The sequence below is a fragment of the Klebsiella sp. Sb-30 genome, assembly GCF_057652795.1.
In genome coordinates, this window is sequence record NZ_CM172749.1 from 1,046,544 (window position 1) to 1,063,121 (window position 16,578).

12 protein-coding genes are annotated in these 16,578 nt (G+C 55.1%); 9 read left to right on the forward strand and 3 right to left on the reverse strand.

What is annotated here, in order from left to right; translation table 11 throughout:
- The first annotated feature begins 38 nt into the window (after positions 1 to 38).
- The 4 genes from relA to eno all read left to right on the forward strand — a co-directional run bounded on the left by relA (position 39) and on the right by eno (position 6,442).
- The gene (gene relA / locus AC236I_RS05005; protein ID WP_004866987.1) at positions 39 to 2,276 is read left to right on the forward strand and encodes a GTP diphosphokinase; all 2,238 of its coding nucleotides are present in this window, start codon (positions 39 to 41) and stop codon (positions 2,274 to 2,276) included.
- Between the two features lie 137 nt (positions 2,277 to 2,413).
- On the forward strand, positions 2,414 to 3,205 hold the full coding sequence (gene mazG, locus AC236I_RS05010) for a nucleoside triphosphate pyrophosphohydrolase (protein ID WP_004866986.1): 792 nt from the start codon (positions 2,414 to 2,416) through the stop codon (positions 3,203 to 3,205).
- Positions 3,206 to 3,428: 223 nt separating this feature from the next.
- The gene (gene pyrG, locus AC236I_RS05015; RefSeq protein WP_004866984.1) at positions 3,429 to 5,066 is read left to right on the forward strand and encodes a glutamine hydrolyzing CTP synthase; all 1,638 of its coding nucleotides are present in this window, start codon (positions 3,429 to 3,431) and stop codon (positions 5,064 to 5,066) included.
- Between the two features lie 80 nt (positions 5,067 to 5,146).
- Entirely contained in the window at positions 5,147 to 6,442 is a 1,296-nt protein-coding gene (gene eno, locus AC236I_RS05020) for a phosphopyruvate hydratase (protein WP_004866982.1), read from the forward strand.
- Positions 6,443 to 6,510: 68 nt separating this feature from the next.
- Here the strand turns inward: eno and AC236I_RS05025 are convergent, their stop codons facing one another.
- Positions 6,511 to 7,335, reverse strand: coding sequence for a MurR/RpiR family transcriptional regulator (locus tag AC236I_RS05025; protein ID WP_004866980.1), 825 nt, complete (start codon positions 7,333 to 7,335; stop codon positions 6,511 to 6,513).
- A gap of 166 nt (positions 7,336 to 7,501) precedes the next feature.
- On the opposite strand from AC236I_RS05025, the gene AC236I_RS05030 reads away from it, so the two are divergent.
- A complete protein-coding gene (locus tag AC236I_RS05030; protein ID WP_004866978.1) occupies positions 7,502 to 9,061 on the forward strand; it encodes a PTS transporter subunit EIIC in 1,560 nt (519 codons plus the stop codon).
- A complete protein-coding gene (locus AC236I_RS05035) occupies positions 9,058 to 9,747 on the forward strand; it encodes an N-acetylmannosamine-6-phosphate 2-epimerase (protein ID WP_004866975.1) in 690 nt (229 codons plus the stop codon). The genes AC236I_RS05030 and AC236I_RS05035 overlap by 4 nt, the downstream gene beginning before the upstream one ends.
- Before the next feature lie 46 nt (positions 9,748 to 9,793).
- On the opposite strand, the gene AC236I_RS05040 is transcribed toward AC236I_RS05035, so the two are convergent.
- Positions 9,794 to 10,903: an SDR family oxidoreductase gene (locus AC236I_RS05040; protein ID WP_064367854.1), complete on the reverse strand. Its 1,110-nt coding sequence runs from the start codon at positions 10,901 to 10,903 to the stop codon at positions 9,794 to 9,796.
- Positions 10,904 to 11,415: 512 nt separating this feature from the next.
- Between AC236I_RS05040 and queE the strand changes: the two genes are divergently transcribed.
- A complete protein-coding gene (queE, locus tag AC236I_RS05045) occupies positions 11,416 to 12,087 on the forward strand; it encodes a 7-carboxy-7-deazaguanine synthase QueE (protein WP_004866972.1) in 672 nt (223 codons plus the stop codon).
- A gap of 78 nt (positions 12,088 to 12,165) precedes the next feature.
- On the opposite strand, the gene queD is transcribed toward queE, so the two are convergent.
- Positions 12,166 to 12,528 (reverse strand): 6-carboxytetrahydropterin synthase QueD, encoded by a 363-nt coding sequence (gene queD / locus AC236I_RS05050; protein WP_004866969.1) that lies wholly within the window; start codon positions 12,526 to 12,528, stop codon positions 12,166 to 12,168.
- Positions 12,529 to 13,049: 521 nt separating this feature from the next.
- Between queD and cysJ the strand changes: the two genes are divergently transcribed.
- Together cysJ and cysI are read left to right on the forward strand one after the other, a co-directional pair.
- Positions 13,050 to 14,849: an NADPH-dependent assimilatory sulfite reductase flavoprotein subunit gene (gene cysJ / locus AC236I_RS05055; protein WP_015585862.1), complete on the forward strand. Its 1,800-nt coding sequence runs from the start codon at positions 13,050 to 13,052 to the stop codon at positions 14,847 to 14,849.
- Entirely contained in the window at positions 14,849 to 16,561 is a 1,713-nt protein-coding gene (gene cysI, locus AC236I_RS05060; RefSeq protein WP_004866966.1) for an assimilatory sulfite reductase (NADPH) hemoprotein subunit, read from the forward strand. Before cysJ ends, cysI begins: the two co-directional genes overlap by 1 nt.
- Positions 16,562 to 16,578 lie beyond the last annotated feature (17 nt).

Here is a 16,578-nt window from a genome sequence, read left to right on the forward strand (position 1 = left end):
GCCGACTTCGGCAGGCCAGGTCCCTTAAGGAGAGGACAATGGTTGCGGTAAGAAGTGCACATTTAAATAAAGCTGGTGAATTTGACCCGAAGAAATGGATCGCGAGTCTGGGAATTTCCAGCCAGCAGTCGTGTGAACGCTTAGCCGAAACCTGGGACTATTGTCGCGAGAAAACGCAGGGACATCCTCGAGCGGATCTGCTGTTATGGCGCGGTGTCGAGATGGTGGAAATCCTTTCTACACTGAGCATGGATATCGATACGCTGCGGGCCGCGATGCTGTTTCCGCTGGCGGATGGCAATGTCGTCACCGAAGAGGTGATGCAGGAGAGCGTCGGTAAGTCCGTCGTGACATTGATTCACGGCGTGCGCGATATGGCGGCGATTCGCCAGCTTAAAGCCACCCATACCGATTCGGTCTCATCCGAGCAGGTCGATAATATTCGCCGCATGCTGCTCGCGATGGTCGACGACTTCCGCTGCGTGGTCATCAAGCTGGCCGAACGTATCGCCCACCTGCGGGAAGTCAAAGATGAGCCCGAAGACGAACGCGTGCTGGCGGCAAAAGAGTGCACCAATATCTACGCCCCGCTGGCCAACCGTTTAGGCATTGGTCAACTGAAATGGGAGCTGGAAGATTATTGCTTCCGCTACCTGCATCCCGACGAATATAAGCGGATTGCTAAACTGCTGCACGAGCGTCGCATCGATCGTGAACACTACATTGAAGAGTTCGTCGGTCATCTGCGTTCAGAAATGAAAACCGAAGGCGTGAAGGCTGAAGTCTACGGCCGGCCGAAGCATATCTATAGTATCTGGCGCAAAATGCAGAAAAAACACCTCACCTTTGATGAGCTGTTTGATGTGCGCGCGGTACGTATTGTCGCGGAGCGCCTGCAGGACTGCTATGCCGCACTGGGGATAGTACACACTCACTATCGCCATCTGCCGGATGAGTTCGATGATTACGTTGCCAATCCCAAACCAAATGGCTATCAGTCGATTCATACCGTGGTGCTGGGGCCGGGCGGTAAAACGGTGGAGATCCAGATTCGTACCCGGCAGATGCATGAAGATGCGGAGCTGGGCGTCGCCGCGCACTGGAAGTACAAAGAAGGTGCCGGCGCGGCGGCAGGCGGCGGACGTGGCTATGAAGATCGTATTGCCTGGCTGCGTAAGCTGATCGCCTGGCAGGAAGAGATGGCCGACTCCGGCGAAATGCTCGATGAGGTGCGCAGCCAGGTCTTTGACGATCGGGTGTACGTCTTTACGCCAAAAGGCGACGTGGTCGATTTACCTGCCGGCTCCACGCCGCTCGACTTTGCCTACCATATCCATAGCGACGTCGGCCACCGCTGCATCGGCGCCAAAATCAGCGGGCGCATTGTCCCCTTTACCTATCAGCTGCAAATGGGCGATCAGATTGAAATCATTACCCAGAAACAGCCAAACCCAAGCCGCGACTGGCTGAACCCAAACCTCGGCTATGTCACGACCAGCCGCGGACGTTCCAAAATCCACGCCTGGTTCCGCAAGCAGGATCGCGACAAGAATATTCTCGCCGGGCGGCAGATTCTTGATGATGAGCTTGAGCACCTGGGGATTAGCCTCAAGGAGGCAGAGAAGCATCTGCTGCCGCGCTACAACTTCAATGAGCTGGATGAGCTGCTGGCGGCCATTGGCGGCGGAGATATCCGCCTTAACCAGATGGTCAACTTCCTGCAGGCGCAGTTTAATAAGCCGAGCGCCGAAGAGCAGGATGCGGCGGCGCTGAAACAACTGCAGCAGAAAACCTGGGCGCCGCAGAATCGCAGCAAAGACAATGGTCGCGTCGTGGTGGAGGGCGTGGGCAACCTGATGCACCACATCGCCCGCTGCTGTCAGCCGATTCCAGGCGACGAGATTGTCGGTTTCATCACCCAGGGGCGGGGGATTTCCGTTCACCGGGCGGACTGCGATCAGCTGGCTGAGCTGCAATCGCACGCCCCGGAGCGTATCGTTGACGCGGTCTGGGGAGAAAGCTACTCCGCAGGCTACTCGCTGGTCGTCCGCGTGGTGGCAAACGATCGTAGCGGCCTGCTGCGCGATATCACCACCATCCTTGCCAACGAAAAAGTGAATGTGCTTGGCGTGGCCAGTCGCAGTGACACCAAACAGCAGCTGGCTACCATCGATATGAATATTGAAATCTACAACCTGCAGGTCCTCGGCCGCGTGCTCGGGAAACTGAATCAGGTTCCGGATGTGATTGATGCCCGCCGCCTGCACGGTGGCTAACCGCTTTTCCTCCCATGCTGACCCGCTCTCCGACGGAGAGCGGGTTTTGCGCGTCTTTTATCCGCGAACCTCGCTGATTTTTCCCCGTGTTTTATCCGGGGAAGGTAAATAAAACCAATATGTTGCAAGGAAACACTATGACCCAAATCGATCGCCTGCTTGGCATTATGAAACGCCTGCGTGATCCGGAAAACGGCTGTCCGTGGGACAAAGAGCAGACCTTCGCCACCATCGCCCCGTATACCCTTGAAGAGACGTACGAAGTGCTGGATGCCATCGCCCGTGAAGATTTCGACGATCTGCGTGGCGAGCTGGGGGACCTGCTGTTTCAGGTGGTGTTCTACGCCCAGATGGCACAGGAGGAGGGCCGCTTTGCATTTGACGACATCTGTGCCGCCATCAGCGACAAACTGGAGCGCCGTCATCCGCATATCTTCGGCGATGCGACTGCCGGCAACAGCGCCGAAGTGCTGGCACGCTGGGAGCAAATCAAAAGCGCTGAGCGTGCGCAAAAGGCGCAGCATTCCGCGCTGGACGATATTCCGCACAGCCTGCCGGCGCTGATGCGCGCGCATAAAATTCAGCGTCGCTGTTCGGCGGTAGGCTTTGACTGGACGTCGCTCGGCCCGGTGCTGGATAAAGTGCATGAAGAGATCGATGAGGTCATGCACGAGGCGCAGCAGGCGGTCGTAGATGAAGCTAAACTGGAGGAGGAAATGGGCGATCTGCTGTTCGCAACGGTCAATTTATCCCGCCATTTAGGGGTAAAAGCTGAAGTCGCCTTGCAGAAAGCGAACCTGAAATTCGAACGTCGTTTCCGGGAAGTTGAACGAATTGTCGCCGCTCGCGGGCTGGAAATGACCGGCGTAGACCTCGATATCATGGAAGAAGTGTGGCAAGAGGTAAAACGCCAGGAAACTGATCTCTAACGAAATTTTGCGATCAAGCGCTATTTGTGTGATTTTTTAAATGACAAGCGCTTGATTTGCGTCAAAAACATTTACCCAAAAGGGGCTATTTTCTCACTCCTTATGTTTGTCATGACCTGGAAAGGAGACGGAGAATGAAAGTTTGTGGCGCTCGTCGTGTTCGGGTATACTACTTTCCCGTCCTGGTTATTCCATCGTTTCACCCTAACTTCTCAGGTTCAGCATGACAACGAACTATATTTTTGTGACCGGCGGGGTCGTATCCTCTCTGGGTAAAGGCATTGCCGCAGCCTCCCTGGCCGCTATTCTCGAAGCCCGTGGGCTTAACGTAACCATGATGAAACTGGATCCGTACATCAACGTCGATCCGGGCACCATGAGCCCAATCCAACACGGGGAAGTGTTCGTTACTGAAGACGGCGCTGAAACCGATCTGGACCTGGGTCACTACGAGCGCTTCATCCGTACCAAAATGAGCCGCCGCAACAACTTCACCACGGGTCGTATTTACTCCGACGTTCTGCGTAAAGAGCGCCGCGGTGACTATCTGGGCGCAACCGTACAGGTTATCCCGCACATCACTAACGCGATTAAAGAGCGCGTGCTTGCCGGTGGTGAAGGTCACGATGTGGTGCTGGTTGAAATCGGCGGTACCGTCGGTGATATCGAATCCCTGCCGTTCCTCGAAGCTATCCGTCAGATGGCGGTAGAAATCGGTCGCGAGCATGCTCTGTTTATGCATTTGACCCTGGTGCCGTATATGGCGGCAGCCGGCGAAGTCAAAACCAAACCGACCCAGCACTCCGTAAAAGAGCTGCTTTCCATCGGTATTCAGCCAGATATCCTGATCTGCCGCTCCGATCGCGCGGTACCGGCCAACGAACGTGCAAAAATTGCATTGTTCTGCAACGTTCCGGAAAAGGCTGTTATTTCTCTGAAAGATGTCGATTCCATTTATAAAATTCCAGGCCTGTTGAAATCTCAGGGGCTGGACGATTATATTTGTAAACGATTCAGCTTAAACTGTCCGGAAGCGAACCTGGCCGAATGGGAGCAGGTGATTTACGAAGAAGCTAACCCGGCAGGTGAAGTCACGATCGGTATGGTCGGCAAGTACATTGAACTGCCGGACGCGTACAAGTCCGTGATTGAAGCGCTGAAACACGGTGGTCTGAAAAACCGCGTGACCGTGAACATCAAGCTGATTGATTCGCAGGATGTGGAAACGCGCGGCGTCGAAATTCTGAAGAATCTGGACGCTATCCTGATCCCTGGCGGCTTCGGCTACCGCGGTGTTGAAGGGAAGATCGCCACTGCGCGCTATGCGCGTGAAAATAACATTCCATATCTGGGTATTTGTCTGGGTATGCAGGTTGCGCTGATTGAGTTCGCGCGCAACGTAGCGGGGATGGAAAACGCCAACTCCACAGAATTTGTGCCAGACTGTAAGTACCCGGTAGTGGCACTCATTACTGAATGGCGTGATGAAGAAGGCAACGTTGAAGTGCGCTCTGAGAAGAGCGACCTCGGCGGCACCATGCGCCTGGGCGCGCAGCAGTGCCAGCTGGACGACGCGAGCCTGGTTCGCCAGCTGTACGGCGAGCCGACCATCACTGAACGACATCGTCACCGCTATGAAGTCAACAACATGTTGTTGAAACCGATTGAAAATGCGGGCCTGCGTGTTGCGGGCCGTTCCGGGGATGATCAGTTGGTCGAGATCATCGAAGTGCCGAATCACCCGTGGTTCGTTGCTTGTCAGTTCCATCCGGAGTTTACTTCGACGCCGCGTGATGGCCATCCGCTGTTTGCAGGTTTTGTGAAAGCGGCAAGCGAGTATCAAAAGCGTCAGGCGAAGTAAAAGAGTTAGAACGGCAATGCACCCATTCGGGTGCATTGTTTGTCTGGAGTTTTAGTTTAACTTGTACTGAGGAAAACCTAATGTCCAAAATCGTTAAAGTCATCGGTCGTGAAATCATCGACTCCCGTGGTAACCCGACTGTTGAAGCCGAAGTACACCTGGAAGGTGGTTTCGTTGGTATGGCAGCAGCTCCGTCAGGTGCTTCTACTGGTTCCCGCGAAGCGCTGGAACTGCGCGATGGCGACAAATCCCGTTTCATGGGTAAAGGCGTACTGAAAGCTGTTGGCGCTGTCAACGGCCCGATCGCTCAGGCTCTCCTTGGCAAAGACGCCAAAGATCAGGCTGGCATCGATAAAATCATGATCGACCTGGACGGTACTGAAAACAAATCTAACTTCGGTGCGAACGCAATTCTGGCTGTGTCTCTGGCTAACGCCAAAGCAGCCGCTGCCTCTAAAGGCCAGCCGCTGTACGAACACATCGCTGAGCTGAACGGCACTCCGGGCAAATACTCCATGCCGGTTCCGATGATGAACATCATCAACGGTGGTGAGCACGCTGATAACAACGTCGACATCCAGGAATTCATGATTCAGCCGGTTGGCGCTAAATCCCTGAAAGAAGCCGTACGTATGGGTTCTGAAGTGTTCCACAACCTGGCTAAAGTTCTGAAAGCTAAAGGTATGAACACTGCAGTTGGTGACGAAGGTGGCTACGCGCCGAACCTGGGCTCCAACGCAGAAGCGCTGGCTGTTATCGCTGAAGCGGTTAAAGCTGCAGGTTACGAGCTGGGCAAAGACATCACTCTGGCGATGGACTGCGCAGCGTCTGAATTCTACAAAGACGGTAAATACGTTCTGGCCGGCGAAGGCAACAAAGCGTTCACCTCTGAAGAGTTCACTCACTTCCTGGAAGAGCTGACCAAACAGTACCCGATCGTCTCTATCGAAGACGGTCTGGACGAATCTGACTGGGATGGCTTCGCATACCAGACTAAAGTCCTGGGCGACAAAATCCAGCTGGTTGGTGACGATCTGTTCGTAACCAACACCAAGATCCTGAAAGAAGGTATCGAGAAAGGCATCGTTAACTCCATCCTGATCAAATTCAACCAGATCGGTTCTCTGACCGAAACTCTGGCTGCGATCAAAATGGCGAAAGACGCTGGCTACACTGCCGTTATCTCTCACCGTTCTGGCGAAACTGAAGACGCTACCATTGCTGACCTGGCTGTGGGTACCGCTGCAGGCCAGATCAAAACTGGTTCTATGAGCCGTTCTGACCGCGTTGCTAAATACAACCAGCTGATTCGTATCGAAGAAGCGCTGGGCGAAAAAGCACCGTACAACGGTCGTAAAGAGATCAAAGGTCAGTAAGACTGACTTTCGCTCTTAATCTAAAAAACCCGCCCTGGCGGGTTTTTTTATATCTGAAGCTAACCGATTTACAGCAGCAGCGGCAGCGTTGCGCTGGCCGTTTGCTGGTTGACGTCGCTGTAGTGCTCATCAAGTGCAATCAGCGAAGTCGTCAGCAGTTCCACCAGCAGCATTACGCCGACTTTAGCATTGAGTGCGCCTGCGCTCAGCGGCCCTTCGGGCTTTGCCGCCACCAGCTGAATATCGCTCAGCGAAGCCAGCGGGCTACGCGGGGTGTTACTGAGCGACAGCACCTGCACGCCGCGCTTGCGGGCAAGCTTCACCACGTGCAGCAGATCCCGTGTGGAGCCGGAGCTGGAAATCGCCACCACCAGCGTGTTTTTTGAAAGCGTGGTGGCATTCATTGCCGCGCGATGCATGTCGCTGAAAAGCTGCGCGGGCTTGCCGAGGCGCAGCAGCTTGTAATGCAGATACTCGCCAAGAATGGCGCTGGCCGCCACGCCGTATATTTGCACCGCATCTGCCTGATGCAGCGCCTGAGCCGCCTGTTCGAGCAATGCCCTGTCGAGCAGCTTTGCGGTGTCCTGTAAGGCCTGAACGGATTCATTGACCACGTTATCAATTTCATCGCCGCTGCGCTGAGTTGGTTGACCCTGCTGAATATCCAGCGCCAGCGCCATCTTAAATTCGTTGTAGCCCTTGCAGCCCAGCGTGCGGCACAGGCGGGTCACGCTGGCTTCGCTGGTCTCACTCTCTCGCGCCAGTTCGGTGATCGTCAGGTAAAGCACCTTTGCCGGATCGCCCAGCACAAACTCCCCCAGCTTTTGCTGTGTCGGGCTGTAGCCGGACACGCCCTGACGCAGCCTTAACAGCAGATTTTCATTTTCAGACATGCAGGATCCTTAATGCGTTTCTCTGTGGCTAGTGTGGCGGAAAGCAGGGGATCGATGCCAGTCATTTTAAAAAAGTATGATCGTCCTCCTGGTTTGTGATGATAATTTTCACATATAAATTAAATTGTGGTAAAAATTTTCATCACTACAACAGGGGAATGAAAAAATGAATCAAATGTTCAGCGGTGCCTCCTCCGGAGCATGGTTTGAAAAGGCACAGCGCTTCGGGAAATCGTTCATGCTGCCGATCGCTGTGCTGCCTGCCGCAGGCTTACTGTTGGGAATTGGCGGCGCGCTCTCTAACCCGAACACCTTAACGGCGTATCCGTTCCTGGATGTTGCCTGGCTACAGGCAATCTTCACGATCATGAGCAGCGCAGGCTCTATTGTGTTTGCCAATCTCTCGGTGCTGTTTGCCGTCGGGGTTGCCGTTGGTTTGGCGAAAACCGACAAAGGGACCGCCGGGCTCGCGGCGCTGCTGGCGTTTCTGGTGATGAACGCCACAATTAACGCATTGCTTATCCTCAACGGCACGCTGGCGCATGAGAATCCGGGCGCGGTGGGACAGGGGATGACGCTGGGCATTCAGACGCTGGAAACGGGCGTTTTTGGCGGCGTGGTGATTGGCCTGGTGACCTGCGCCCTGCATCATCGCTTTAATAAAATTGCGCTGCCTCAGTTCCTGGGATTCTTTGGCGGCTCGCGCTTTGTCCCGATTATCAGCTCGCTGGCCGCGATTCTGGTCGGGGCCCTTATGACCGTAGTGTGGCCCCATTTCCAGAAGCTGATTTTCGGCCTGGGCGGACTGGTCGATGCGACGGGTTATCTGGGCACGCTGCTGTATGGCTTTATCCTGCGCATGCTGGGCCCATTTGGCCTGCATCACATCTTCTATTTACCGTTCTGGACGACGGCACTCGGCGGCAGCGAAATCGTTAACGGACAGCTGGTGGAAGGCACCCAGCGCATCTTCTTCGCTCAGTTGTCCGATCCGAATACGCAGCAGTTCTTTATCGGCACGTCCCGTTTCATGTCCGGGCGTTTCATCACCATGATGTTTGGCCTGATTGGCGCATGTCTGGCGATGTACCACACGGCGAAGCCGGAGAATAAGAAGCGCGTGGCGGGGCTGCTGCTTTCAGCGGCGTTGACCTCTTTCCTGACGGGGATCACCGAGCCAATTGAGTTCTCCTTCCTGTTCGTGGCGCCCGTTCTCTACGTCATCCACGCTTTCTTCGACGGGCTGGCGTTTATGATCGCCCACATTCTGCACATCACCATCGGCCAGACTTTCTCCGGCGGCTTTATCGACTTCATCCTCTTTGGCGTATTGCAGGGCGAAGCCAAAACTCACTGGATGTATGTGCCGCTGGTCGGCGTGCCGTGGTTCTGCCTCTACTACTTCACGTTCCGCTTCCTGATTAACCGTTTTGGTTTTATGACGCCTGGCCGGGAGAAAGAAGCGGCAGTCGAAAATACCATCCCACAAAGCGAACGTGCGGCGGCAGTGATTGCCGGGCTGGGCGGGCGAGATAATCTGGAAGAGGTGGATTGCTGCGCCACGCGATTGCGCGTCACGGTAAAAGACGGCGGGAAAGTCGATCAGGAAGCATTGAAGGCCACGGGCGCGCGCGGCGTGATCCTGCGAGGCAACGGCGTGCAGGTCATCTATGGCCCACACGTCACGATTATTAAAAATGAAGTGGAAGAGAGCTTAGCGTTATGAAAACTGTACTGGATAACCTGAAAGGGAAACTCATCGTCTCCTGCCAGGCGCTGGATAATGAGCCGTTGCACAGCCCGTTTATCATGTCGCGGATGGCGGTAGCGGCAGAAGAGGGCGGCGCGGAGGGGATTCGCGCCAACAGCGTGGCGGACATTGCTGCCATTAAACAGCTGGTTTCACTGCCGGTGATTGGCATCATTAAGCGTGATTATCCGGACAGCGAAGTGTTTATTACGGCGACCATGAAAGAGGTGGATGAACTGATGAGCGTCGGGCCGGAACTCATCGCGCTTGATGCCACGGCTCGCCCGCGCCCCGGTGGGCAGCGGCTGGATGCGCTGGTCGCGGAAATTCGTGCGAAGTACCCGTCGGTGCTGCTGATGGCGGATATCTCGACGGCGGAAGAAGCGCTCACGGCGCAGTCTCTCGGGTTTGATTGCGTGGGCACCACGCTTTACGGCTATACGGCAGAAACGGAGGGGCACGCACTGCCGGAAAACGACTGCGGTTTTTTACGCGATGTACTGGCTGCTGTAAATATTCCGGTGGTGGCGGAAGGGAACGTTGAAACCCCGACGCTGGCGGCCCGGTGCCTTGAACTGGGCGCGCATACCGTGGTGGTTGGCGGCGCGATTACTCGTCCTCAGCAAATTACGGCACGCTTTGCGGCGGCCATCAAAGCCTGAGGTTTTTATACTGAATAAAAAACCCGCCTCGGCGGGTTTTACAGGCTTATTTGAAATCAACGGCCATCTGCTGCGGAATCGAAAGCCCGCGGGTGGTCTGCACGCAGCGATCGATATAATCGGTAAAGCGCGGCGGCTTCGGCATTCCCATGCTGAGCAGCTTATCGTTGCTGAAGCGTACGTTGAGGGTTGCGAAGGCGCCATAAAGGCGCATTGCTTTGAGCATCAGACGTTCATTGCAGGGACCGAAGATATCCTTCAGTTCGCGACGCATCTTGACCAGCGTCTCATAGCTGACCTGCGCATACTTATCGCCGACGGGAACCTGCTCCAGCGCCGAGGCCATGGCGCGATCGATCTCAGCAAATTTGACGCTATTTTCTTCACCTGCCGAAATATGCACGACTTCCCCCTGCGCAAGCTGGTTATCAAGCAGCAGCATCAGCGCATCGGCGCAATAGTCGACGGGAATCACATCGATCCGGTCTTCCATTGAGCAGAGGAATTTTTGCAGCATTAAGCCCATGCTGAATACCCAGAAGATACTGCTGGAGGGCTGGCAGCCGTGATGAGTATGGCCCACGACAATCGAGGGGCGGGCAATCGTCAACGGAAGCGTCGGGCAGGTCTGCTGCATCAGCTGCTCGATCGTGGATTTAGAGTGGGTGTATTCGACAAGGTGTTCGGCACGTTCGCGAAACTCGGCGCTTTCCGCGACCAGAGAATCGGGCTCGGGAGAACATGACATAGCCGTACCCACATGCAGGAAGCGCTGTAGCCCGGCAACCCGGGACATACGTTGGGCAAACTGCAGGGTGCCTTCCACGTTCACCTTCCAGATGAGCGGGTTATTGCCAAAGGAGGCGACAGCCGCACAGTTGAGCACGTGAGTCACTTGTTCCAGACGTGGGTCGCAGAGAAATTCTGCGGGGTTAGCTAAATCGCCCGCGAGAATATGTTGCGTACCCAGCGTCGCCAGTTTCTCCTCAGAGACATTGAACTTGCGCATGTTTTCTTTGACCCGGGCAAGCGCCGCGTCATCATTATCGGCTCGAACTAAAAGCAGCAGATTAATCCCGTTATTTTGCTTCAGGATATTCTCTAAAACCGCTCCCCCCAGAAAACCGGTAACGCCTGTAATTAATAGTGTATTCATGAACGCCGTCTCATCATGGTTGGTCGGCTGGATTCTAGGCGGCTGAAACTAAACGGTGAGTCAATGGAAAATGGCGAGTCGGAAGGCTTTCTTAAGACCGAATTAAGGTTACGAACGGGCGTGGATAGCATTGGACATCCGCGAAGTGAAGAAGATTCTGTTTTTCATGTTTCAATTTGTACATATATGATTTTTATGATTATTGTTATATTCTCAATGGTGTTGTTATAGGTGTTTAAATGTAATTTAAAACATATTTAGTTACATCAAAAGTCGCTGTATAAAAAACGTAATACATGCAGAAATAAGTCGAGGTGATTTATTTCTTCCGTCGTTGAAGGTCTTTAAAGGCTGCGAGAAATAAAGCTGAAGGGACCGTTTAGAATTGCTCAGCAGGCTATAATCTTAGTCTGACTTCAGCCACAGCTAAGCGCCGGCAATCGCAGCTGAGGACAAGACCTCGGCCGCTAAATCTGCGATAATGCTCGTTTCGAACCTAAACAGAGATGATTATGCAGTACCCGATTAACGAGATGTTCCAGACCTTGCAAGGCGAGGGTTACTTCACCGGCGTGCCTGCCATTTTTATTCGTCTGCAGGGATGCCCGGTTGGTTGCGCCTGGTGCGATACCAAACATACCTGGGATAAGCTTGCGGATCGGGAAGTGTCGCTGTTTAGTATTCTGGCGAAAACCAAAGAGAGTGATAAATGGGGCCCGGCCAGCGGCGAAGACCTGCTGGCGATTATCGGCCGTCAGGACTGGACCGCACGTCACGTAGTCATCACCGGCGGCGAGCCCTGCATCCACGACTTAACCCCGCTGACCATGCTGCTGGAGCAGAACGGATTCAGTTGCCAGATTGAAACCAGCGGTACCCATGAAGTGCGCTGCAGCCCGCGCACCTGGGTGACGGTTTCACCGAAGGTCAATATGCGCGGTGGCTACGATGTGCTGTCGCAGGCGCTGCTGCGCGCGGATGAAATTAAGCATCCGGTTGGCCGCGTGCGCGATATCGAAGCGCTGGACGAACTGCTGGAAACGCTGAGCGACGACAAGCCGCGGATTATTGCTCTGCAGCCCATCAGCCAGAAAGAGGATGCGACGCGTCTGTGTATTGAGACCTGCATCGCCCGCAACTGGCGGCTCTCAATGCAGACGCATAAATATCTGAATATTGCCTGATAAAAAGGCCCGGTCGCAGGATGCGTACCGGGCCTTTCTGTTCTGCGCGCCAGGAAACGTCGGTTTCCGGCCAGCGCATCACTCGCCGCGATAGATGCAGCCTGCGGTACAGGTTTCTTTGATCATCACGGCGCTCAGCAGCGGCACCAGCGGTTTCATCTGCTGCCAAATCCACTTCGCCAGCACTTCGCTGGTTGGGTTTTCCAGACCGGGAATGTCGTTCAGGTAGTAGTGATCCAGGCGATCGTAGGTCGGTTTAAACGCCGCCTTGAGCTCGGCAAAATCCATGATCCAGCCCGTGTGGGGATCGACTTCACCGGTAATCTCCAGACGCACCATAAAAGAGTGGCCGTGCAGGCGACCGCACTTATGACCTTCCGGTACGTGAGGCAGGTGATGGGCGGCTTCGAAGGTGAAATCTTTAAACAGGGTGGTGGACATCTTTTACTCTCAATAAGACAAAAAAACCGCCGTAGGGTACCGGAAAGCGGTTTTTTTATCATTAACTAAAACGGTCCTGAGCGAAATATCGACGTATTTACCCACGAGTACCTTAATATTCTTTTTAATTTCATAGCGTTGGCTAATCGTTTTTGTTGTTAATAACTATAACTAAAACAGGTTAGTCCATTTGGTTATTTGTTATTTCCATCCCTTCTTTAATTGTTACTATCGGCGCCGTTAACCTTATAACTCGTCATACTTCGAGCCGCATGTGCGTTGGCAATAACTCGGCCCATCCTTGGGCCTCGCCCTAACGGGCGCAGTGAACAGCGTTCAAATTCGTTCCTGACGAATTTGTCCTCGACCACCCCGGTCACTTACTTAGATAAGCTCCCGGGGGTGAACTGCGTCGCCGCCTGCCTGCAACTCGAATTATTTAGAGTAAATACATCCTCTTCTGTTTTTGCCGCGCTGACAGGGTGCGAATAACAGCTTTGCTTACTGGAACATAACGACGCATGACGACACAGGCCCCACCTTCCAATTTGCTCCCGCTGAACCCGGAGCAACTGGCACGCCTTCAGGCGGCCACGACAGACTTCACCCCGACTCAGCTTGCCTGGGTTTCGGGCTACTTTTGGGGCGTGCTGAATCAGCACTCCGGCGCAGCCACAGCGGTTCCTGCTCAGGCTGCAGAAATGCCGGGCATTACTCTGATTTCAGCATCGCAAACCGGCAACGCACGCCGCGTGGCGGAAGCGCTGCGTGACGATCTGATCGCCGCGCAGCTGAACGTGAAACTGGTGAACGCAGGCGACTATAAATTCAAACAAATTGCCTCCGAAAAGCTGCTGGTTATCGTGACGTCGACGCAAGGTGAGGGTGAGTCGCCGGAAGAGGCCGTTGCGCTGCATAAATTCCTGTTTTCCAAAAAAGCGCCGAAGCTTGAGGGTACCGCCTTTGCGGTATTTGGCTTAGGTGATACCTCTTACGAATTCTTCTGCCAGTCCGGAAAAGATTTTGACAGCCGTCTGGCTGAGCTGGGCGCTGAACGTCTGCTGGATCGCGTTGACGCAGACGTCGAGTACCAGCCTGCGGCGGCAGAATGGCGCGCGCGGGTTGTTGAAGTCTTGAAATCTCGTGCGCCCGTCGCGGCTCCGGCCCAGGGAGCGCCGAGCGGGGCGGTGAATGACATTCACTCCAGCCCGTATACCAAAGAAGCGCCGCTGACGGCGACGCTGGCGGTGAATCAGAAAATCACCGGCCGCGATTCTGAAAAAGATGTACGTCATATTGAAATCGATCTCGCTGACTCCGGTCTGCGTTACCAGCCGGGCGATGCGCTGGGCGTCTGGTATCAGAACGATCCGGCTCTGGTGAAAGAGCTGGTTGAGCTGCTGTGGCTGAAAGGTGATGAGCCGGTCACGGTTGACGGCAAAACCCTGCCGCTGGCGGAAGCGCTGGAATGGCATTTCGAGTTAACGGTCAATACCGCTAACATCGTTGAGAATTACGCGACCTTAACCCGCAGCGAAACCCTGCTGCCGCTGGTGGGCGATAAAGCGCAGCTCCAGCACTACGCCGCGACCACGCCGATTGTCGATATGGTGCGTTTCTCTCCGGCGCAGCTGGATGCCGACGCGTTAATTGGCCTGCTGCGTCCGCTGACGCCGCGTCTCTACTCCATTGCCTCATCGCAGGCGGAAGTAGAAAGCGAAGTCCATATCACCGTGGGCGCCGTTCGCTACGATATCGAAGGCCGCGCTCGCGCTGGCGGTGCGTCCAGCTTCCTTGCCGACCGTGTCGAAGAAGATGGCGAAGTTCGCGTTTTTATTGAACACAACGACAACTTCCGCCTGCCTGCTAACCCGCAGACGCCGGTAATTATGATTGGCCCCGGTACCGGTATCGCGCCGTTCCGCGCCTTCATGCAGCAGCGTGCGGCGGACGGTGCGGAAGGCAAGAACTGGCTGTTCTTCGGCAACCCGCACTTTACGGAAGATTTCCTTTATCAGGTGGAGTGGCAACGCTACGTCAAAGAAGGCGTGCTGAGCCGTATCGACCTGGCCTGGTCCCGCGATCAACAACAAAAAGTCTATGTTCAGGACAAGCTGCGCGAGCAGGGGGCCGAACTGTGGCGCTGGATTAATGACGGCGCCCATATTTATGTCTGCGGCGATGCCAATCGTATGGCGAAAGACGTTGAGCAGACGTTGCTGGAAGTGATTGCCGAATTTGGCGCGATGGACGCCGAAGCGGCGGACGAATTTTTGAGTGAGCTGCGCGTTGAGCGCCGTTATCAGCGAGATGTCTACTAATGAGCGAAAAACATCCAGGACCTCTGGTGGTCGAAGGTAAACTGACCGACGCCGAGCGCATGAAGGTAGAGAGCAACTACCTGCGCGGCACGATCGCAGAAGACTTAAACGACCCCCTTACCGGCGGCTTTAAAGGCGACAACTTTCTGCTGATTCGCTTTCACGGCATGTATCAGCAGGATGACCGCGACATTCGCGCCGAGCGTGCGGCACAGAAGCTGGAGCCGCGTCATGCGATGCTGCTGCGCTGTCGTCTGCCTGGGGGCGTGATCACCACTACGCAGTGGCAGGCGATTGATAAATTTGCCGCCGATAACACCATTTACGGCAGTATTCGTCTGACCAACCGCCAGACCTTCCAGTTCCACGGTATTCTGAAGAAGAATGTGAAGCCGGTGCATCAGATGCTGCACTCGGTTGGCCTGGACGCGCTGGCCACCGCCAACGACATGAACCGTAACGTGCTGTGCACCTCTAACCCGCACGAGTCTCAGCTGCATGCTGAAGCCTACGAGTGGGCGAAAAAGATCTCCGAGCACCTGCTGCCGCGTACCCGCGCCTATGCGGAGATCTGGCTCGATCAGAAAAAGGTCGCCACCACCGACGAAGAACCGATCCTCGGCCAGACCTACCTGCCGCGTAAGTTCAAAACCACCGTGGTGATCCCGCCGCAGAACGATATCGATCTGCACGCCAACGACATGAACTTCGTGGCGATTGCCGAAAATGGCAAGCTGGTAGGCTTTAACCTGCTGGTGGGCGGCGGGTTGTCTATTGAGCACGGCAACAAAAAAACCTACGCCCGTACGGCGAGCGAGTTTGGCTATCTGCCGCTGGAGCACACTCTGGCGGTCGCGGAAGCGGTCGTCACTACCCAGCGCGACTGGGGTAACCGTACTGACCGTAAAAATGCGAAAACCAAATATACTCTTGAGCGCGTCGGCGTCGAAACCTTCAAAGCCGAAGTGGAGCGCCGGGCGGGGATCAAGTTTGAACCGATCCGCCCGTATGAGTTCACCGGTCGCGGCGATCGCATCGGCTGGGTCAAAGGGATCGACAAAAAATGGCACCTGACGCTGTTTATTGAAAACGGACGTATTCTTGATTATCCCGGCCGTCCGCTGAAAACCGGTCTGCTGGAGATCGCAAAGATCCATCAGGGCGAGTTCCGTATTACGGCGAACCAGAACCTGATTATTGCCGGCGTACCGGAGACGGAAAAGGCGCGGATTGAAAAGCTGGCGCGCGACCACGGGCTGATGAATGCGGTCACCCCGCAGCGTGAAAACTCGATGGCCTGCGTCTCCTTCCCGACCTGTCCGCTGGCGATGGCCGAAGCAGAACGCTTCCTGCCGTCGTTTATTGATAAGGTTGACGGGATCATGGGCAAGCACGGCGTGAGCGATGAGCATATCGTGACGCGTGTGACCGGCTGTCCGAACGGCTGCGGTCGTGCGATGCTGGCGGAAGTCGGGCTGGTGGGTAAAGCGCCGGGTCGCTACAACCTGCATCTCGGCGGTAACCGCAGCGGGACGCGTATTCCACGGATGTATCGCGAGAACATTACCGAGTCGGAGATTCTCGACTCGATCGACGAACTGGTAGGGCGCTGGGCGAAAGAGCGCGAAGCGGGTGAAGGCTTCGGCGACTTTACGGTGCGTGCGGGCATCATTCGCCCGGTGCTCGACCCAGCCCGTGATTTCTGGGAATAAGCCCGGCATCGCCCGGA